This is a genomic window from Janthinobacterium sp. Bl 1 (assembly GCF_058215535.1).
On the sequence record NZ_CM177086.1, the window covers coordinates 2,951,049 to 2,974,425 of the forward strand.

The following is a 23,377-nucleotide window of genomic DNA, read 5'->3' on the forward strand; positions in this document are numbered from 1 at the left end:
TTGTCATTAGGACATTTCATGAACAAGAACCTGTACCGCATCATCTTCAATAAACGCCGTGGCCAACTGATGGTCGTCGCCGAAAATGCCTCGTCGCAAGGCAAGGCGGCCAAGGGCGAAGGCGGCCTGGATAGCGGCGTATTTGAGGGTGATGGCGGTGGCGGGCTAAGTTTAAGTGTGAATGGCCGCTTGCGGCCGCTGGCCTTGGCGATATTTGGCGCGCTGGGCATGGTGGCCTTTGTCGCCGGTCCGGCCATGGGGCAGATCGTGGCCGACCCGAACGCGCCGGGCCGCCAGCGTCCGACGGTGGTGCAAAGCGCCAATGGCGTGACCCAGGTGAATATCCAGACGCCGAGCGCGGCGGGTGTCTCGCGCAATACCTACAGCCAGTTCGACGTGACGGCGAATGGCGCCATCCTCAACAACAGCCGCGGCAATGTGCAGACGCAGACGGGCGGCTGGGTGCAGGGCAACCCGTGGCTGGCGGGCGGCAGCGCGCGCGTCATCCTCAACGAGGTCAACTCGGCAAATCCGAGCCAGTTGCGCGGCTATGTGGAAGTGGCGGGCCAGCGCGCCGAAGTCGTCATCGCCAATCCGGCTGGCGTGGCCATCGATGGCGGCGGTTTTATCAATGCCAGCCGGGTCGTGCTGACGACGGGTACGCCGATGCTCAACGATGGCAGCCTGGACGGCTACATGGTGCAGCGCGGCGTGGTCACGATCAATGGTCGCGGCCTCGATACGTCGCTGAGCGACTATACGGCCATCCTGGCGCGCGCCGCGCAAATCAATGGCGGTATCTGGGCGCAGGAACTGAAAGTGGTGACAGGAACGAATCAGATCGATGCGGCGCATGGCGTGGCGGGCGCAGCGTCTGGCGTAGGTCCTGCACCAGCCTACGCGCTGGACGTGGCGCAGCTGGGCGGCATGTATGCGGGCAAGATTACCTTGATCGGCACGGAAGCGGGCCTGGGCGTACGCAACGCGGGCGTGCTGGCGGCGACGGCGGGCAACCTGGTGCTGCAATCGAACGGCTGGCTGAGCAACAGCGGCAACATCCAGTCCGCCGGCAGCGGCAGCCAGACCAGCATCGCCGTCACGGGCGACGTGGCCAACAGCGGTACCGTGTATGCGGGCGGCGACAGCCAGGTGCAGGCGCAGGGCAATATTGCGAACAGCGGCGTGATCGGCGCGCAGAACAATGTCGGCGTGCAAGCCACGGGCGCCGGATCGCGCATCGATGCCACGGCTGGCTCGGTGCTGGCGGCCGGCTTGAATCTGGACAATACATTGACCGTCAGCGGCAAGCTGAACGTTTCCGCTGGCGACACCATTGCCGTGCACGGCACGGCCGTGGCGGGCGGCGACAGCAGCCTGGCGGCGCGCCAGCTGGACCTTGCTGGGGCGCAGGTTTCGGGCGCGAACGTCAGCCTGGGCGCCAGCGCCGGCGACCTCGACGCCAGCCGCGCCCAGGTCAGTGCCCGCGAACGCCTGCAGCTGGACGCGGCACGCACCGTGCGCAGCGATGCAGCGCAGCTGACGGGCCAGCAGTTGGGGCTGAATGCGCACGACTTGTCGAACGTGGGCGGCCAGATCACGCAACTGGGCACGGGCGATCTTTCACTTCAATTGCCGGGTAGCCTGGACAACACACGCGGCGTCATCGCCACGAATAGCCAGGCCTTGCGCCTGCAGGCCGCCAGCCTGAGCAACCAGGACGGACAGATCCAGCATGCGGGCACGGGTGCGCTGGAGCTCGGCGCGGGACAAATCAACTTGCAGCGCGGCAGCATCATCAGCAACGGCGCATTGGCGCTGACGGGAGAGCAGATTGACCACCGCGATGCGCGTACGGTGGCGGGGCAGCTCAGTATCAACGCCGGTAGCTTGGACAACCGGGGCGGCAGCCTGGCGCAGAGCGGCCAGGGGGCGACCGGCGTGCAGGTGCGCGGCGTGCTGGACAACCGCGGCGGTGCACTGGAAAGCAATGGCACGATGACGGTACAGGCGGCCGGCGTGCAGAACCAGAAGGGCCGCATCGTGGCCAGCGGCGACCTGGCACTGTCGACAGGCGCGCTGGACAATACGGAGGCGATCCTGGCGGCGGGCGGCAAGCTGCGCCTCGACAGTGGCGACATCGACAATACGCGCGGCCAGATACAGGCGCTGGCGGGCGATGCGGCCTTGACGGTCGCAAAACTGAACAATACGGCCGGCAGCGTGTTTGCTGGTGGCAATCTTGTCACCAAGGCTGGCGAGGTACTGAACAGCGGCAACCTGTATGCGGCCGGCAGCCAGACGCTGCAGGTGAACGGCGCCGTCAGCAACAGCGGCGTGATCGCTGCGCAGGGCGACAACAGCATCGATGCCAGCCGCATCGACAGCGTGGCCGGCAGCTTGCTGGGCGCCGGGGTCCGCGCCGACGGCAACTTGGCCGGCGGCGGCCAGTTGCAGCTGACGGCCACGCAAGCGATCGCGGCCCATGGCCAGAACTTGGCCGCCGGCAAGACCAGCATGCATGCTGCCGCCATCGACCTGAGCGGCAGCCAGACGGGGGGCGCGGCCATTGAGTTGAATTCCAGCGTAGGCAATGTCGTCACCGATACCGCACTGGTGACGACCACCGGTCTGCTGTCCGTGACGGCGGCCGATAGCGGCCAGATCCTGTCGAACGTGCGCGGCACCTTGAGCGCGGGCCAGTTGGATATCCAAACGGGATCGCTCGACAACCGCAGCGGCACCCTGATTCAGACGGGCAATGGCGACACCACCTTGCAAGGCAGCACCCTGGACAACACGGGCGGACGCATCGCCGTCAACAGCGCCAAGCTGGCGCTGCATGCCGACAAGGTGCTTAACCGCGACGGCAGCATCGAACATGCGGGCACGGGCCGCCTGAGTATTGAGGCGGCGCGCTTCGATGACGAACGCGGCAAGGTGACGGGCAATGGTTTAGTTGATATCCAGGCGGAAACGATCGATCACCGCCATGCCATCACTTCCGGGCAGAACGTAACAGTGCAGGCCGGCCAGCTGGACAATAGCGACGGCACCCTGCAGCAGACGGGACCGGGACAGATGCGCGTGGACGCTGCGCAGACCCTGGACAATACGCGTGGCAACATCGCCAGCAATGGCGACCTGCAAGTGCAGGCGGGCGTGCTGGACAACAGCAAGGGCCGCATTACATCCGCTGCCTCGGCGGATATTGCCAGCAAGGGGGCGCTGAACAATACCGATGGCGTGATGGCAGCGACTGCCGACTTGCATGTCGGTGGTGTGCATGTCGACAACACGCGCGGCGTATTGCAGGCGGAGAATGCACGCCTGGATGCGGCAACTTTGCTGAACCAGCAGGGCACGGTCAGCGCCGGCATGGACCTGACGACGAAAGTGAGCGGCGATCTGAACAACGCGGGCCTGCTGTACGCGGGCCGCAACCAGCAATTGACGGTGGGCGGCTTGCTCAACAACACAGGTTCCATCGCGTCCGTCAACAACACCAATATATCCGCTGGCAAGATCACCAGCAGCGGTCTGCTGGGCGCCGGCGTGAAAGCGGACGGCAGCCTGGGCACGGCGGGCGATCTGACCATCAATGCCGATGGCGTATTGCAGGCCAGTGGCCAGAATCTGGCGGCGGGCACAGCCACGCTGACGGGGGCCAATGTGGACCTGTCGGGCAGCCAGACGGGGGCAAGCAACATCGCCATTACCGCGCGCAGCGGCGATGTGCTGACGAATAAAGCCGTCATCTCGGCCAGCAATGTGCTGGCCATCACGGCCAATGTGAATAACGCCCAGTCGTTGGTGAACGGCCAGGGCCAGCTGGTGGCCGGCCAGCTGCAGTTGAACGTAGCCAACCTGAACAACGCCAGCGGCGAGATCGTGCAGACGGGCACGGGCGACACCGTCATCACCACAGGTAAGTTGGACAACACGGCCGGCCGCATCGCCGTCAACAGCAATAATCTTGCCCTGAACGCCACGGTGTTAACGAACATCAATGGCAAGCTGGACCACGCGGGCGCCGGCATCCTGGCTATCAACGCGGGCCAGTTCAACAACCAGTTCGGCAAGATCACGGGCAATGGCAAGCTCGACATTACCGCTGCGACTCTCGATCACCGCAATGCGATGACGGTGGCGAATCAGCTGACCATCAACGCCGGCAGCCTGGACAATCGCGCTGGCAGCCTGGCACAGACGGGTGCCGGATTGATGACGGTGAGCGCTGCCGGCCAGCTGGACAATACGGGCGGCAAGATCGAAGGCAATGGCGATGCGCTGGTCAAAGCTAACTCCTTGCTGAACAACACGGGCCGCATCGTGGCGGCGCAGGATGCAGTATTGAACGTGGGCAGCCTGGACAACACGGAAGGTACGGTGGCGGCGGGCCGTCACCTGAACCTTTCCGGTGGCGATATCGACAATACCAAGGGCCAGCTGCAGGCCGTGGCGGGTAACGCCACCTTGAATGTGGCGGACTTGAACAATGCGGCGGGCAGTGTGTTTGCCGGAGCAAACCTGAACGCGACACTGGCCAGCCTGACCAACACGGGCAGCTTGTATACTGCCGGCAACCAGACCTTGACCGCCAGTGGCGCCATCGTCAACACGGGCGTGATCGCCGCACAGGGCAACAACAGCATCACGGCAAAGATGCTCGACAGCAGCGCGAGCAGCCTGATCGGTGCCGGCATGCAAGCTAATGGCAAGCTGGGCACAATTGGTGACCTGACGATCAGCACAACACAAACGTTGGCCGCGTATGGCCAAAACCTGGCGGCGGGCAGCGCCAATCTGACAGGTGCCAGCATCGATATCGGCGGTAGCCAGACCAGCGCGGCCAACATCGGCTTGACGGCAACCCAGGGTGACGTCGGCACAAACAAGGCGGTGGTGACGACGCCAGGCACATTGAATGTGACGAGCAGCGCCGCGTTGCACAACACGGACGGTACCTTGCAGGCAGGCCAGCTCGACTTGCATGTGGCCAATCTGGACAACGCAAAAGGTACCATCTTGCAGACGGGCACGGGTGACACGAACATTGTCACCGGCAATCTGGACAATACGGCTGGGCGCATCGCCGTCAACAGCAAAGACTTGAACATCGATGCGGCCACGCTGACGAATCGCGATGGCAAGATCGAACATGCGGGTACGGGCATTTTGTCGGTGCAGGCTGGCGTGGTGGACAACAGCAAGGGCCGTATCACCTCGGCGGCAGCTGCTTCTGTCGTCAGCAAAGATGGGCTGAATAATACCGATGGCGTGATCGCCGCGACTACTGGCCTGCAGGTGGGTAGTACTGCGCTGGACAACACGCGTGGCGTGTTGCAGGCGGACATGTTGCGCATTGATGCGGCAACTTTGCTGAACCAGCAGGGCACGCTCAGCGCCGGCACGGACCTGACGGCGCGCATCAGTGATACGTTGAACAATGCTGGCCTGCTGTATGCGGGCCGCAACCAGCAGCTGACGGTGGGCGGCTTGCTCAACAACACAGGTTCCATCGCTTCCGTCAATAACACGACGATTACCGCTGGCAAAGTGACCAGCAGCGGCTTGCTGGGCGCTGGCGTGAAAGCGGACGGCAACTTGGGCACGGCGGGCGATCTGACCATCAATGCCGATGGTGTGTTGCAGGCCAGTGGCCAGAACCTGGCGGCGGGCACAGCCACGTTGACGGGTGCCAGTGTGGACCTGTCAGGCAGCCAGACGGGGGCAAGCAACATCGCTATTACCGCACGCAGCGGCGATGTGCTGACGAATAAAGCCGTCATCTCGGCGAGCAATGTGCTGGCCATCACCGCCAATGCGACTAACGCCCAGTCGTTGGTGAATACCCAGGGGCAACTGGTGGCCGGCCAGTTGCAGTTGAACGTAGCCAAGCTGAACAACGCCAGCGGCGAGATCGTGCAGACGGGTGCCGGGGATACCGTCATCACCACCGGCAAGCTGGACAACACGGCCGGCCGCATCGCCGCCAACAGCGCGAATCTGGCCCTGAACGCGACGGTCTTGACGAACATCAATGGCAAGCTGGAGCACGCAGGCAGCGGCCTGCTGACCATCAACGCGGGCCAGTTCAACAACCAGTACGGCAAGATCACGGGCAATGGCAAGCTCGACATCACTGCTGTGACGCTGGATCATCGCAATGCGACGACGGTGGCCAATCAGCTGGCCATCAACGCCGGCAGCCTGGATAACCGTGCCGGTAGCCTGGCCCAGACGGGTAGCGGACTGATGACGGTGAGCATCACTGGCCAGCTCGACAACACGGGCGGCAAGATCGAAGGCAATGGCGATGCACTGGTCAAAGCCGCAACCTTGCTGAACAACACGGGCCGCATTGTGGCGGCGCAGGATGCCGAGTTGAACGTCGGTAGCTTGGACAACACGGAAGGGACGGTGGCGGCGGGCCGTCACCTGAACCTTTCCGGTGGCGATATCGACAATACCAAGGGCCAGCTGCAAGCTGTGGCGGGCAACGCCACCTTGAATGTGGCGCACCTGAACAATGCGGCAGGCAGCGTGTTTGCCGGTGCGAATCTGAACACCACGCTCGATACCTTGAGCAATACCGGCAGTCTGTATGCGGCTGGCAATCAGACCCTGAACGCCAGCGGCGCCATCGTGAACACGGGCGTGATCGCGGCACAAGGCAACAGCAACATCACGGCGAAGTCCATCGACAGCAGCGCGAGCAGCTTGATCGGCGCCGGCATCCAGGCCGATGGCAAGCTGGGCACCGCTGGCGATCTGACGATCAGCACCGCGCAAGCGCTGAATGCACATGGCCAGGTCCTGGCGGCAGGCAATGCCAATCTGACCGGCGCTACGCTCGATATCAGCGGCAGCCAGACTGGCGCCGCCAACATCGGGCTGACGGCGACACAGGGCGATGTCAACGCTAGCAAGGCGGCAGTCACGACGCCCGGCACATTGAACATCACTAGCAACGCCACCTTGCACAACACGGAAGGCACCTTGCAGGCAGGTCAACTCGACCTGCACGTGGCAAACCTCGACAACGCCAAAGGCGTCGTGTTGCAAACGGGTACGGGCGACACGACTATCGTTACCGGCAATCTGGACAACACCGCCGGCCGCATCGCCGTCAACAGCAAGGACCTGAACATCGATGCCGTCACGGTCACGAACCAGGATGGCAAGATCGAGCATGCGGGCACAGGCATCTTGAATCTGCAAGCAGGCGTGCTGGATAACAGCAAGGGCCGCATCACGTCCGCTGCCTCGGCGGATATTGCCAGCAAAGGCGTGCTGAATAATACGGACGGCGTGATTGCCGCGACTGCCGACTTGCATGTCGGTGGTGTGAATATCGACAACACGCGCGGCGTGTTGCAGGCGGACAATTTACGTCTGGATGCCGCTAAATTGCTGAACCAGCAGGGCACGGTCAGCGCCGGCACGGACCTGACGGCGAAAGTGAGCGGCGATCTGAACAACGCTGGCCTGCTGTACGCGGGGCGCAACCAGCAACTGACGGTGGGCGGCTTGCTGAACAACACAGGTTCCATTGCCTCCGTTGGCAACACCCATATTACCGCTGGCAAAGTGACCAGCAGCGGCTTGCTGGGCGCCGGCGTGAAAGCGGACGGCAGCCTGGGGACGGCGGGCGATCTCACCATCAACGCCGATGGTGTGCTGCAGGCCAGTGGCCAGAATCTGGCAGCAAGTACGGCCACGTTGACGGGTGCCAGTATGGACCTGTCTGGCAGCCAGACGGGCGCGGCAAACATCGCCATCACGGCAAATACTGATGATGTCGTGACGAACAAGGCCGTGATTTCCGCCAGCAATGTGCTGGCCATTACGGCCAATGCGACTAACGCCCAGTCGTTGGTGAACAGCCAGGGCCAGCTGGTGGCAGGACAGCTGCAGCTGAACGCCGCCAACCTGAACAACGCCAGCGGCGAGATCGTGCAGACGGGCACGGGCGATACCGTCATCACTACAGGTGAGTTGGACAACACGGCCGGCCGCATCGCCGTCAACAGCAATAATCTTGCCCTGAACGCCACGGTGTTAACGAACATCAATGGCAAGCTGGAACATGCTGGTGCCGATGTGCTGGCCATCAACGCGGGTCAATTCAACAACCAGTTCGGCAAGATCACGGGCAATGGCAAGCTGGATATGATGGCTGCCACTCTGGATCATCGCAATGCAACGACGGTGGCGAATCAGCTAACTATCAACGCAGGCAGCCTGGACAACCGCAGCGGCAGCCTGGCCCAGACGGGTACGGGCCTCATGACGGTGAGCACTACGGGCCAGCTCGACAACACGGGCGGCAAGATCGAAGGCAACGGCGATGCGCTGATAAAAGCTAACTCCTTGCTGAACAACACGGGACGCATCGTGGCGGCGCAGGATGCCGAGTTGAACGTCGGTACCTTGGACAACACGGAAGGTACGGTAGCGGCGGGCCGTCACCTGAACCTTTCCGGTGGCGATATCGACAATACCAAGGGCCAGCTGCAGGCCGTGGCGGGCAACGCCACCTTGAACGTAGCGAGCCTGAACAATGCGGCAGGCAGCGTGTTTTCTGGCGCCAACCTGAACACCACGCTCGACACCGTGAATAACACGGGCAGCCTGTATGCGGCAGGGAATCAATCCTTGACCGCAACAGGTGCCATCACGAACACGGGCGTCATTGCGGCACAGGGTAACAACAACCTTACGGCAAAGTCTATCGACAGCAGCGCGAGCAGCTTGATCGGCGCCGGTATCCAGGCCGATGGCAAGCTGGGCACGTCGGGTGACTTGACGATCAGCACTGCGCAGAACCTCGCCGCGCATGGCCAGATTCTCGCCGCAGGTAGTGCCAATCTGACCGGCGCCACGCTCGATATCACCGGCAGCCAGGCCAGCGGTGCCAACGTCGGCCTGACGGCCACCCAAGGTGACGTCAGTACGAACAAGGCGGTCGTGACGACCTCGGGTACGTTGAGTGTGGCGACCAAAGCCACCTTGCATAATACGGAAGGGACATTGCAGGCAGGCCAGCTCGACCTGCACGTGGCAAACTTGGACAACGCCAAAGGCGTCGTGTTGCAAACGGGCACGGGTAATACGGTCATCCAGACCGGCAGTCTGGACAATACGGCCGGCCGCATCGCCGTCAACAGCGCAAACTTGAACATCGATGCCGTCAGCGTCACGAACAAGGACGGCAAGATTGAGCATGCGGGCACGGGCATCTTGAATCTGCAAGCAGGTGTGCTGGATAACCGCAAGGGCCGCATCACGTCCGCAGCCTCGGCGGATATTGTCAGCAAAGGCGTGCTGAATAATACGGACGGCGTGATTGCCGCGACTGCCGACTTGCATGTCGGTGGCGTGCATGTCGACAACACGCGCGGCATATTGCAGGCGGACACCTTGCGTCTGGATACGGCCAGCTTGCTGAACCAGCAGGGCACGCTCAGCGCCGGCACGGACCTGACGGCGCGCATCAATGATACGTTGAACAATGCTGGCCTGTTGTATGCGGGCCGCAACCAGCAACTGACGGTGGGCGGCTTGCTCAACAACACAGGTTCTATCGCGTCCGTCAACAACACCAATATATCCGCTGGCAAGATCACCAGCAGCGGTCTGCTGGGCGCCGGCGTGAAAGCGGACGGCAGCCTGGGCACGGCGGGCGATCTGACCATCAATGCCGATGGCGTATTGCAGGCCAGTGGCCAGAATCTGGCGGCGGGCACAGCCACGTTGACGGGTGCCAGTGTGGACCTGTCAGGCAGCCAGACGGGGGCAAGCAACATCGCTATTACCGCACGCAGCGGCGATGTGCTGACGAATAAAGCCGTCATCTCGGCGAGCAATGTGCTGGCCATCACGGCCAATGCAAACAACGGCCAGTCACTGGTGAATACCCAGGGTCAGCTGGTGGCAGGACAGCTGCAGCTGAACGTAGCCAAGCTGAACAACGCCAGCGGCGAGATCGTGCAGACGGGCACGGGCGACACCGTTATCACCACGGGCAAGCTGGATAACACGGCAGGCCGCATCGCCGCCAACAGCAATAATCTTGCCCTGAACGCGACGGTCTTGACGAACATCAATGGCAAGCTGGAACATGCTGGTGCCGGTGTGCTGGCCATCAACGCGGGCCAGTTCAACAACCAGTCCGGCAAGATCACGGGCAATGGCAAGGTCGATATCACGGCAACCACTCTCGATCATCGCAATGCGATGACGGTGGCGAATCAGCTGACCATCAACGCCGGCAGCCTTGACAACCGTGCCGGTAGCCTGGCCCAGACGGGTAGCGGACTGATGACGGTGAGCATCACTGGCCAGCTCGACAACACGGGCGGCAAGATCGAAGGCAATGGCGATGCACTGGTCAAAGCCGCAACCTTGCTGAACAACACGGGCCGCATTGTGGCGGCGCAGGATGCCGAGTTGAACGTCGGTAGCCTGGACAACACGGAAGGGACGGTGGCGGCGGGCCGTCACCTGAACCTTTCCGGTGGCGATATCGACAATACCAAGGGCCAGCTGCAAGCTGTGGCGGGCAACGCCACCTTGAATGTGGCGCACCTGAACAATGCGGCAGGCAGCGTGTTTGCCGGTGCGAATCTGAACACCACGCTCGATACCTTGAGCAATACCGGCAGTCTGTATGCGGCTGGCAATCAGACCCTGAACGCCAGCGGCGCCATCGTGAACACGGGCGTGATCGCGGCACAAGGCAACAGCAACATCACGGCGAAGTCCATCGACAGCAGCGCGAGCAGCTTGATCGGCGCCGGCATCCAGGCCGATGGCAAGCTGGGTACGACTGGGGACCTGACGATCAGCACAACACAAACGTTGGTCGCGCATGGCCAGACTCTGGCGGCAGGCGGCGCCAATTTGACTGGCGCCAGCGTTGATATCAGCGGTAGCCAGACCGGCGCCGCCACCATCGGTCTGACGGCAACACAGGGCGATGTGAGTACCAATAAAGCCGTAGTGAGCACGCCTGGCGCCTTGACGATCCATGCGCAAGACACCTTGCGCAATACGGAAGGACAACTTAGTGCTGGCCATCTTGAGCTGCACGTAGGTAACCTGGACAACACCAAAGGCACCGTGATCCAAACGGGCACGGGCGACACTGTCATCCAAACGGGCAAGCTGGACAACAGCGCCGGGCGTATCGCCGTCAATAGTAATAATTTGACTCTGGACGCGTCCACCCTGACGAATGCAGGCGGCAAGATCGAGCATGCCGGCAGCGGCACCCTGGCCATCACGGCAGCCACCTTGCAGGGCGCCAGCGGCAGCATCATCGGCAATGGCGCCGTCGATCTGAAGGCCGGTCTGTTCGACCACGCCAACGCCACCACCACGGGACGCTCCCTGAGCGTGCAGGCGGACAGCCTGAGCAACCGGGGCGGCCATCTGCTGCAGACGGGCGCGGGAGGCATGACGGTCGCCGTCACGGGTCTGCTGGACAATACGAATGGAGAAATCGCCGGCAATGGCGTGTTGTCGGTACAGACCGGCAGCCTGGACAACAGCAAAGGCAAGATCACCTCGGCCACTTCCGCCGACATCGTCAGCACTGGCGCACTCGTCAATACCGACGGCGTGATCGCGGCGGCAACCGATCTGCACCTGGGCGGCGCCATCAACAATACGCGCGGCTTGCTGCAGGCGGGTACTGGCGTTCTCAGCCTGGATGCGGCCAGTCTGCGCAATGCGCAAGGTACGCTCAGCGCGGGCACCGATATCACGACCAAGGTCAGCGGTGACGTGCTCAACGCAGGCGTGCTGTACGCAGGACGCAACCAGACCTTGGACATCGGTGGCTTGCTGAGCAATACGGGCTCGCTCGCCGCCCTGGGCAATACGGCGATCACGGCGGGTAGCCTGAGCGGTAACGGTTTGCTGGCGGCAGGCATGCGCGCCGATGGCAGCTTTGCCTCGGCTGGTGACCTGGCGGTGACGGCCCGTGGCGTCTTGCAAGCCGGTGGCCAGAACATGGCGGCGGGCCAGTTGCAGCTGACGGGCGCGTCGGTCGATGCGGGCGGCAGCCAGACCAGCGCAGCGAATATCGGCTTGACGGCCTTGACGGGCAATGTGACGACCAGCAAGGCGGTCGTGTCTACCAATGGCCTATTGAGCATCACGGCGAATGCCGCCAATGGCCAGGCACTGGTCAACCAGGGCGGCAGCCTGAGCGCCGGGCAGCTGGCCTTGCGGGTGGCCAACCTGGACAACACCAAGGGGACCTTGATCCAGACGGGCGCTGGCGACACGGTCATCGAGACGGGCAAGCTGGATAACACCGGCGGGCGCATCGCCGTCAACAGTACCAATCTGCGCCTGCAGGCAGGCGACTTGACGAATATCGACGGCAAGATCGAGCATGCAGGCAAGGGTGTGCTGGACGTCCGCGCCACGAATCTGTATGGCCAGCGGGGCCAGCTGACGGGCAATGGTGCATTGGGCGTGGCGGCCAATTACATCGATCACCGCAACGCGAGCCTGCTGGCGCAGCAGGTGAACGTCTCCGCCGGCATCCTCGATAATCGCCAAGGGCAGATCACGCAGCTGGGCACGAACGCGGCAACAGTGCTGGCCAGCACGCGCCTGGACAATAGCGGTGGCAAGATCGAGGCAAATGGCAATGTGCGCGTGGAAACGGGCGAGTTGCTCAACGATCATGGCCGTATTGCTTCCGCGCAAGATGTTAATGTGGCGGCGACGGGCAAGCTGGACAACACCAGCGGCGTGATCATTGCCGGGCGCGACCTGACGCTGGCTGGCGGCAAGGTGGACAATACCCTGGGACAGCTGCAGGCGGCGGGCGGCAATGCGCAATTGACGATGGACGAGCTGCTCAATGCGCAGGGCAGCATCGTTGCCAGCGGCAATCTGACGACGACGGCGGGCAGCGTGCGCAGCAGTGGCAGCCTGTTTGCCGCCGGTGAGCAAGTGCTGAAGGTGAGCGGCGCGCTGGAGAACACGGGCGTGATCCTGGCCCAGGGCAACAACACCATCAGCGCCAATACCGTCAACAGCGGCGCGTCCAGCCTGATTGGCGCGGGCGTGAAAGCCGACGGCAGCTTGCAGACGAGCGGCAACTTGCAGGTCACGACGCAACAGGCGCTGGGTGCCCATGGCCAGGTGCTGGCGGCAGGCAATGCCGTCCTGAGCGGCGGCAGCGTCGACCTTGGCGGCAGCCGCAGCAGTGCCGGCAATATCAATCTAACGGCGACAACAGGCGACGTCAGCACCAGCGGTGCCGTGGTCACCACGCCGGGCGCCTTGACGATCACGGCCGGTGCGAATAGCCAGGCCTGGAACAACCAGCGCGGCGATATCAGCGCTGGCCAGCTGGCCGTTGGCGTGGGCAACCTGAACAACCAGCAAGGCAGCATCGTGCAGACGGGTACCGGCAATACGGTCATCGAGCTGACATCGCCAGCGGGCGTGCTGGACAACACGGGTGGACGCATCGCCGTCAACAGCGCCAACCTGGGCCTGAAAGCAGGCATCCTGACGAATACGGATGGCAAGATCGAGCACGCGGGCAGCGGTACCTTGAACTTACAGGCCACGCAGTTGAACGACCTGCGCGGACAGATCACGGGCAATGGCGCCCTGGTCGTCACAGCCGGCACCATCGACCACCGCAACGCCAGCACCATCGCGCAGCAAGTGAGCGTGACGGGTAGTACCCTGGACAATGCGGGTGGCAACCTGACGCAGCTGGGTAAAGGTGATACCAGCATTCAATTGACGACCAGCCTGGACAATCGTGGTGGCACGATCGCCAGCAATGGCAACACCAATATCGTTGCCCCGAGCCTGAACAACCAGGGCGGCAAGCTGCAGGCGGCCGGCACGGCCAATCTGACGGTGACGGCGAACAACGTGCTGGACAATAGTCATGGCGGCGCCATCGCTGGCGGCGGCAATGTCGTGCTGGGTGCTGGCAGCCTGCTGAACCAGGGCGGCAGCGCCACGGCGGGTGGGCAGCTGACGGCAAATGTGGCGCAGGCCTTGAACAATGCGGGCGGCTTGCTGGCCGCCACGGGCAATATGACCGTGAACGCGGCCAGCGTCGACAACAGCGCGGGCGGCAAGCTGGCCTCGGTGCAAGGCCAGTTGCAGGTTACCTCCACGGGCGCCACCGTCAATAATGGCGGCACCATGCAAGCGGGTGGCGACATCATCCTGAGCAATGGCGGCCTGTGGAACGCGCAGGGCACCATTGCCGGCGCGAACGTCACGCTCGACACGCATGGTCAACTGTTCAACAACAACCAAGGCACCCTGGCGGGCACGGGAACCGTCAACTTGCAGACGGGCATCCTGGACAACGATGGCGGCCTGCTGCAGTCGGGCGGCGCCATGACCATCGATACGCACGGCAATGCCTTGCTCAACACCAATGCGGGCGCGTATGCGGTGCGCCATCCCGGCAGTGCCGGCGGCATCAGCAGCGGCGCAGGATTGACCCTGCAAACGGGCAGCTGGAACAATGCGGGCGGCTACCTGGGCGCCGCTGGCAACATCACGGGCAGCGTGGGCCCGCTGGATAACCGTGGCGGCCAGATCGTCGGCAAGTCGGCGCTGGATTTGACCTTGAGCGGCTTGCATAACCAGGGCGGACAAATCCAGGTGCTGGGCAAGATCGGCCTGAACGCCGGTGGCGGCAGCGTCAACAACCAGCAAGGCTTGATCCGTTCCGGCGCGGCCGTCACGCTGACGGCTGGTGCGATCGACAATGCCAGCACCCTGGGCGCGAACCAGGGCATCGAAGGCATCCATGTGACCCTGAACAGTGCCAACGTCAGCAATGTGCAGGGCGCGGTGCGCGCCGATGGCAACCTGGCGATCAACAGCGCTGGCAGCATCAACAATACCTTGGGCATGTTCAGCGCTGGCGGCGTGCTGGCGTTGCAGGACACAGGCCCCGGCCGTGGACTGGCCGTGACCAATACGGGCGGCACCATCATCGGCGGCCAGCGTACCGACATCCGGGCGGGCAGCCTGAGCGGCGACGGCAAGGTACTGTCGCAGAAAGACATGGCGCTGGACCTGGCCGGCAACTTTACGCTGAACGCGGGCGCCGAAGTCATGGCCAACGGCAATGCGGATATCACCATCGGCGGGCAACTGGTGAACGCGGGCAAGATACAGGCGCTCAGCATGCTGACCCTTGGCGCCGCCAATTTCGATAACACGGCGACGGGCGACATCAACGCGGGCACGACGCGCGTCAATGTCGGTGGCCTGCTGAACAACCACGGCGTGATCGATGGCATCAGCACACAACTGAACGTCGGCACGCTGAACAACATGGGCACGGGGCGCATCTACGGTGATCATCTGAGCATAGCCGGCGGCACCGTCAACAATGACGTGGAGGGCGGGATTGCAGCCACCATCGCGGCGCGCAGCCGCCTTGACATCGGCGTGACGACGCTGAACAACCGCGAACACGGCCTGATCTTCAGCGGCGGCGACATGGCGATTGGAGGTTACCTGGACGGCAATCGCATCGCCACAGGCTGGGCGGGATCGGTGACGAATGCCAGCGCGACGATTGAGGCGCTGGGGAATCTGGAGATGGGGGCGAGTCAGTTCCGAAATTTAAATACGCATTTCAGGATCGAGACGCTCGATAGCGGGACTGAAAGTGTCATAGAGTACGGGAGCCTGCTCCCTGGCGAAAAGGACAAGCGCTTTCGTAGCGAAGGCGGTAATGTTGTTGATGGAAATGGGATAGTACAAAAAGAGTACGTCATCTACCGGCTGACACGTACCTCGCGTACAGAAACCGTGGTGGATACCGATCCGGCGAAACTACTGGCGGGTGGCAATGTGACGATTCGCTCCAGCGATGCGCGCAATGAGCAAAGCCATGTCATTGCGGGTGGGAGGCTCCTCATGGAAGGAACCAAGCTTGTCAATCCGTCAGTTGATCTGCATACCTATTCTAAGGAGACGGGAACATCCGAGAATGTCTTGTATGTGCCTTCGAGCGCCTGGGGCGGCTATGTTCAGAAACCGATGGGAGAGCAGAACCTGACGCCGGTCGAACATAGCTCGGTGGATCCGGTCAATCAGATTTATCAAAAAACGCCAAACGCACCGCCGTCGTCGGCAGGTGTAAGCGGCGTCACTGGCGGCACCAGCGGCGCCGGCGCCACCAGTGCAAATGTGACGCACACGGCAGTGAATGGTACGCCTGGCAGCGTTGCAGGTGTAAATGCTGCTGGAGGGACAGGCGCGGGGACAGCTAGCGGCACGGGGGCATTGACCGGTGCCAGCGGCACGGGCAATGCCGGTCAGGTGGGCAATGTCGGCGCGCTCAGCGGTTCAGCCGCCGCTGGCGCCACAGGTGCGGGCGTACAGATGGCGACGTCGGGTATCGACACTGGCCGTGCCACGGTGGGTGCCGATGGCAAGAGCGCGGACGCGGTGGTAGCGCAAGGTACCCAAGATGGCAGTGGCCGAATTGGTAACGCGGGGAAAACAGCCGGCCATGGCGCGGTGCAGGGCGGTTCCGCCGGTGCGGCCACAGGAAGCGGCGCTGCCAGCACGGTCGATTCTGCCTTGCTGGCGCGTGACGCGCAGGGTGGTCCCGGCGCGGTCGGCGGGGGCAGCGGCTTGCAAGGTAGCGGACGTCTCGGTAGCGCTGGCCAGTCGGCTGGGCACGGGGGCGTACAGGGCGGCTCTGTTGCTACCGTTGGCGGTGCCGCTGGGGTTGGCACGGTCGATCCCGCCTTGCTGGCAGTTGGGACACAAGGCGGACCCGATGCGGTAGGGGGGACCGGCGGCTTGCGAGGTAGCGGGCGCCTTGGCAGCGGGGGCCAGACAGCAGGCCACGGCAGTGTGCAAGATGGCAGCGTTGCCGCCGTCGGCGGAGTGGCTGGTGACGGCAAGGTAGATGCGGGCTTGCTGGCGAAAAATACGCAAGGTGGCCCTGCCTCAGTGAGTGGCGGCAACGGCTTGCAGGGGAGCGAGCGTGCCGGCAATGCTGGCCAAGCGCTCAGCCTGGCGGGCGTCAAGCAGGAACTTGCGGCAGGTGCTACGGGGCCGGGCAAGGCCACACAGTCTGGCATGGCCGCAGTGAATAGCGCCACAGTCTCGAGCTCCAGCGGTGGTGCATCGCATGTTGCCGGGGCCAGTGGCACTTCCGCCGGACGCATGACGGTCATCGGCCAGATTGCATTGGCGAATCCTTCCGGCCGCGCCCAGGTTGTACGTACGACCTCGCCTTCCACGCAAATTCCGAATGCCAGCCTGTTCAGGACGAGTCCCGGACCTGCATCGCGTTTCCTCGTGGAAACGGATCCCCGTTTTGCCAATTACAAGGACTGGACGGGGTCGGACTACCTGACCAGCAAGGTCCAGCTCGATCCGACAGTGACACAAAAGCGCCTGGGCGATGGTTTTTACGAGCAACGCATGGTGCGCGAGCAGATCGCGGAACTGACGGGACAGCGCTTTGCTGGCGACTATTCCAGTGATGACCAGCAGTATCGCGGGCTGATGGATGCCGGTGCAGCCTTTGCCCAGACCTGGGACCTGCGTCCCGGCCTGGCGCTGACGCCGGCACAGATGGCGGCGCTGACCAGCGATATCGTCTGGCTGGTGGAAAAGGACGTGACCCTGGCCGATGGCTCCACGCAAAAGGTACTGGTGCCGCAAGTGTACGTGCGCGTGCGCGAAGATGATCTCGACGGCGCAGGCAGCCTGCTGGCGGGGAAAGAAGTCGATATCCGCTTGTCGGGCGACTTGGTGAATAGCGGAACCATTGCCGGGCGTGACGTCGTGTTGCTGAATGCCGAGAATGTCAGCAATATGGGTGGCCGTGTTGGTGCTGACAATGTCGGCATTGCGGCGCGCAGCGACTTGAATAATATCGGCGGTACCATCTCGGCCAATAATGCATTGCAGGCGAGCGCTGGACGTGACATTAATATCTCCACGGATACACTTGAGGACGGCCGCTACCTGGGCCGCGTGGCGGGCCTGTACGTAAGCGGCGATGCCGCCGCTGGCGCCAGCCTGGTGCTGTCGGCAGGACGGGATATCAGTATTGCCGGCGGTATTGTCGGCAATGCCGCCAAGGGTGGCGTCACGTCAATTTCCGCAGGGCGCGACCTGAGTGTCGATACGGTGGTGGCTACCTCCGGTAGCGGCTTGTCGGCCAAGCGTATCGAGCAACAGGTAGGCGAAGTCCACGGCGATAAAGTGGCACTAATCGCTGGCAATGACATCAATAACCGTGGCGCCAGTATTGTGGCGGAATCCCAGTTGCTGGCCAGTGCTGGCCGCGATATTAACGTGGTAAGCACCACCGTCAGCAATGCAAGTCAGGAACGGCCAGGTAACAACTCGACCAGTACCACCATCGGCTCGACGGCGGGCCTGTATGTAACGGGTACGGAAGCAGGCAACGCCTTGGTCATCCAGGCTGGCCGGGACGTGACAGTGACGGGCGGCGTCATCGCCAATGCGGGCGTGAACGGCCAGACCAGCGTGATTGCCGGCAATAATCTGACGCTCAACACCGTGAGCGTGGCCTCCACCTACAATGACATACGCAATGCCGACAATTACAGCAAGCAGAGCAAGACTAGCGAAGTGGGCAGCCAGATCATGGGCGCAGGCAATGTCAATTTGCAGGCCGGCCATGACCTGACCGCGCGCGCGGCGGACGTGCAGGCGGGCGGTACCTTGGGATTGGTGGCCGGTAACGATATCAGTTTGATCAATGGCTTCCAGAACGAAGTGACGGATGTCGCCAGCAAATCGACGAAGAAGGGCTCCTGGAACAAGACCACAACGACCAAGCATGACGTGGTCGACACGACCACGGCGATCGGCACCTCGCTTGGTGGCAGCAGCGTGACGGTGCAGGCGGGGCGCGATCTGCAAGTCACGGGGTCGAGCATCTTGAGTGACGATGCGACGAAATTATTCGCGGGTAACAACATCACTATTGATGCGGCCACCAATAGCGTGTACGAACTGCATCATTCCAGCACCAAGAAAAGCGGTTTCATGAGCAGCGGCGGCATCGGCTTCAGCTATGGCACCAAGACCACGACGGTGGATCAGGAGCGCGACGCTATCCTGCAAAGCGGCGAGGCGCGCAGTTCGATTGGCGCCACAAATGGTGCGCTGACGATGGTCGCCGGCAATAACGTGACAATTGGCGGCAGCGATATTCTTGCCGCCACCGATCTCGACATCGTCGGCAAGAGCGTTACCATCAAGCCTGGGCAGGACAATGAGAAGGGCAAGTTCGAAGTCAAGACGACGCAGGATGGCTTGACCCTGGCTCTGGGTGGCAGCGTGATCAGCGCCATCCAGACCCTGCAAACCATGAGTTCCGCGGCCAGTACGGCCAAGGATGGCCGCGTCACGGCGATGGCGGCGGCGACCACGGCCATGGCGGCGAACGCCGCGGCCAAGGACATGATGAAGGAAGGTGGACCAAGCATCAGCATCAGCTTGACGGCAGGCCATTCTGAAAGCATACAGACGCAAACGACGGCGAGCACCACGCATAGCGGCAGCGTATTGACAGGCAACAATATTAATATCACGGCCATGGGTGGCGGCAAGGATAGCAACATCAATATCCTGGGCAGCGACCTGAATGCGAAGAACGATATCCGCCTGCATGCCGATAACAATGTCAACTTGCTGGCGGAACAGGATACGGAAAGCCAGCACAGCAAGAGTTCGAGCATAAGCGCGTCGGCTGGTGTGGCGGCCAGCGTCAGCAGCAAGGGTATGTCCTTCGGTTTCACAGCCAGCGTCAGCGGCAGCAAGGGCCATGAGGATGGCGACGGCACAACGCAGCTCAATACGCATGTGAATGCGGGCGACAAGCTGGTTATCACAAGCGGTGGCGACACCAATATCAAGGGCGCCATCGCCAGCGCCAACCAGGTCATTGTCGACATCAAGGGCAACCTGAACGTGGAAAGCCTGCAGGACACGGCCAAGTTCGACAGCAAGAGCCAGAGCATGTCCGCCAGCGGTACCGTGGGCTTTGGCGCCAGCGTCAGCGGTAGTTATAGCCAGAGCAGCATGCACAACGACTATGCCAGCGTGCAGGAGCAAAGCGGCATCAAGGCGGGCAATGGCGGCTTCCAGATCAAGGTGGCTGGCAATACGGATTTGAAGGGCGCCGTCATCAGCGCCACGGAGGCGGGCAAGCTGGATAGCAGCCTGACCACCGCGACCCTGACGCACAGCGATATCGCCAATCATGCGATATCGAAGGGGAGCAGTGTGGGAGTGTCGGGTGGAATGTCGTTTGCTGGCACGGGAACACGAAATGAGAACCTGACGGATGTCGCTGGCAAAAAAGATGCTACGACAGTGGGCCTGCCAGCTATCGTTTCCCTCAGCGAAAATTCCACCAGCACGACCCGCAGCGGCATCAGCGGCGGCACAATCGTCATCACCGACGATGCGGCTCAGCGCGCGGCGACGGGCAAGGGCGTGGATGAAGCTATTGCCGGTGTGAACCGCGATGTGACGACTGGAGTGGATAGTAGCGGCAAAATTGGCAATAATTTTGACAAGGCTGCGTTGCAGGCGACGATGGACGTGACGAAGGAGTTTGTCAAGGCGGCAGCACCGTTGGTTGCCAACTGGGTAGGTGACATCGGCGCACAAAAGCAAGAAGCCGCCAAGCAGGAAATAATTAAAAATAAGAGTTTGGCTGAAGAAGCGAAGAGAAGCGGTAACGAAGAAGAAGTTGCTCGATTCGAGAAATTGGCCACGCAAGCGAAAGAAAACTACGAATCATGGGGGGATAATGGTGCAAATCGTATTGCTTTACACGCTGGAACGCAGGGTCTGATTGGCGCATTGGCTGGCGGAGGGGCTGGCGCACTTGGTAGCGCTTCCGGAGTTGTGGGTGGGAATCTTGGCCAAAAACTAGGCAAAGAATTGGCCGAGAAGGAAGCTGATCGTCTGAAGTTAGACGATGTGGCGCGCCTATCATTGGTCAATTCTTATCAACAAATGTTTGCAAGCCTTGGTGGCGCAGTCGGTGGTTTAGCCGCAGCAGGTGCTAGCGGCCAGACTGGGGTGGGGGCACTGTCGTCAGTAACGCAAGGGAGTGGCAGTGCGACAGCTGTGGATGTCAACAACCGGCAGTTGCATACGGAAGAGATTCATTTGATTGAAAAGCTGGCGAAAGAAAAAGCCAAAGCGGAATGTCGTGACCCCTCGTGCGAGGCACGGTATGCAATCGCCATGGCCGATGCGATGGAGCGTACCGCCAAGGGATTGGTTGACGACAAGGAGTACGCGAAAAACATGGCCTATTTGCAGAAGTTAGTGCAGGCCTCCAGTGATCCTAACAGCGAGGGCGCACGCGGTGAATTACAGTCGTACTTGACGCGACTGCAAACTGCGGAGAGCATGCTGGAACCATACATGGGAACGCTCATCACGGTGCGGGGCGTCGTTATGACAGGGGACGGCGCGCCGCAGGGCTATTTCGGGGCCACGCCGTCGCAACGGAGCGACCCATATCTCAACGACGTTTTAGGTATGCAACCGCCTGGTTCTGTGATGCCCGGCGTGGAGATTCGCGACCAGAACCGGCTCGATTATTTTGCTGCTTTGAATGGTTCCGCTCAGAAGCAATACTGGGCCGAGGAATGGTTGATGGGGATAAAGCTCGGCAACACCTTGTCGGGCACGATCGGGCGGTGGTGGGCGGGAGCGGATGTGGCCTTGGCCGGGAAGGTGAGTTCGTCGGCGAGCGGCAATCTGAGCGCCAGTAAAATCACCGAGGAAAGCATGGCGTTACGATTGCTCCCGTCGGAACAAGCCATCCTTGCGCAAATAGGCAAACTGCCCAACACGACGCTGCAAGGCGACCTGCGCGAGTATGTTACCAATAGCTATTTCATGCGAAATGGATTCAAGTCGTTTGAGGGGAAATGCGGCACCAATTGCTTTGATGGGGTATATGTCAAGGGGGATCTGGTGTATATCAACGAGGTCAAACCGTTGAATGCAAATGGGTCGATAAAACTTACTGGAGCGAATAGCGGAACTAAACTGGACGCACAGATGACGGATGAATGGATATCTGGAGCGATTGAGCGTCTTGCAAAATCAGGTGACGCGACTTTGATGCAGACCGCCGAGTTGTTGACGAAGGCGAGGGATAACGGTCGACTTGTAAAAATGGTTACAGGTGTTGGTGATGATGGGGCAGTAGTCATAAAATTAAATGGAGGTAGAAAGTGATGGCGGAACGTAGTCCGGCAGACAGGTTGAAAAGTCTTGTGTCATTTTGGGAAGGGCGAATTTCCGACTCCGTTGATAGCTATATGTATCGGCGCAAGCAAGTGCGGCTGGGTGCCGTTCTCACAAGCTTGGCTGCGCACGCGCGTGCTAGCGCCATGTACAGTTTCTTCGTAGAAAGAAATCTCGATAAGTTCAAGCAGAACTGTTATCTCGCTAGCCGGTTGGCACTGGCGAGCATTGGGCAGGATGGTGGCGCGAGCTTCTGTGTTGGGGGGGAATTGTTGTATGGTATGCTTTCCGACAACGAGAAAGTGATCGCAGCAATCGCAGTTGCGGAAACCGAAGAGCTTATTCGACAGCGCAACGGCCCCACCCTCACTGCATTTCATGTCCACATGATCCAACTTGCATTGCGCGGTGACGACGGTGCCTTACTGTCCAAAATTGAGAAGGTGGCCAAGAACGGCCGCAAGCCAGATCGTGCCGATAGTGCTGCAGGCCAGGATTTTTTCTCCCTGCTGCTTAAACGTGACCAAGCTGGCTTGGAGCATTTCATACAGACGCGAAGCGCACGCGTCAAAAGCTCGGATGCGGCCGAGGAAGATTTCCTTTCCTATCTGGGTGTGCTGCAGACTAAGTTATGCTGGATCAGGGGCATTCCTGTCCAAATCGATAGCCTTCTGGTACCGATGGCATTGATGCCGGTGCGCCCCTTGGCGCACTATGACGATGTCTATGAATTCCTTGCGCCTGGATGGGCTCCTCCTCCTCAAGGTGCCGTCGCAGACATTCTCCGTTGGCTAAAAAGACGGTTCGAGTAATTCATTGAGCTACTTTAGCCTTATATGCGGTACGCCTGGGGGGGCGGGGTCAGGTCCGACTTTTGTACACGGTCTCAACCTTTGCCGTCTTGATCGACAGCAAGTTGCGCTTTATTAAATGCCAATACGGCCCGACTGACTGTCTTGCTCGACACGTGAAAAGCGGCGGCGATGTGGGACATGGTAAAAGCGGTTGACAGATAAGCGCGTGCCATGGCCTCGTCTCTGTCGCTATAGCGGAGGCCGGGGTCAGGTCCGGTATTCGT

The 23,377-nt window shown here is 61.5% G+C and carries 2 protein-coding genes; both read left to right on the forward strand.

What is annotated here, in order from left to right; genetic code table 11:
- The first annotated feature begins 18 nt into the window (after nucleotides 1–18).
- Complete coding sequence (locus tag AC4BCN_RS13450) at nucleotides 19–22,290, forward strand: two-partner secretion domain-containing protein (protein ID WP_338682086.1); 22,272 nt, start codon at nucleotides 19–21, stop codon at nucleotides 22,288–22,290.
- Nucleotides 22,287–23,111, forward strand: a complete 825-nt coding sequence (locus AC4BCN_RS13455; RefSeq protein ID WP_490493512.1) for an immunity 49 family protein — start codon at nucleotides 22,287–22,289, stop codon at nucleotides 23,109–23,111. Before AC4BCN_RS13450 ends, AC4BCN_RS13455 begins: the two co-directional genes overlap by 4 nt.
- The last annotated feature ends 266 nt before the right edge of the window (nucleotides 23,112–23,377 follow it).

Coding starts and splice junctions, on each gene's coding strand:
- AC4BCN_RS13450 (WP_338682086.1), top strand. CDS start 19: ATGAACAAGAACCTGTACCGCATCATCTTCAATAAACGCCGTGGCCAA.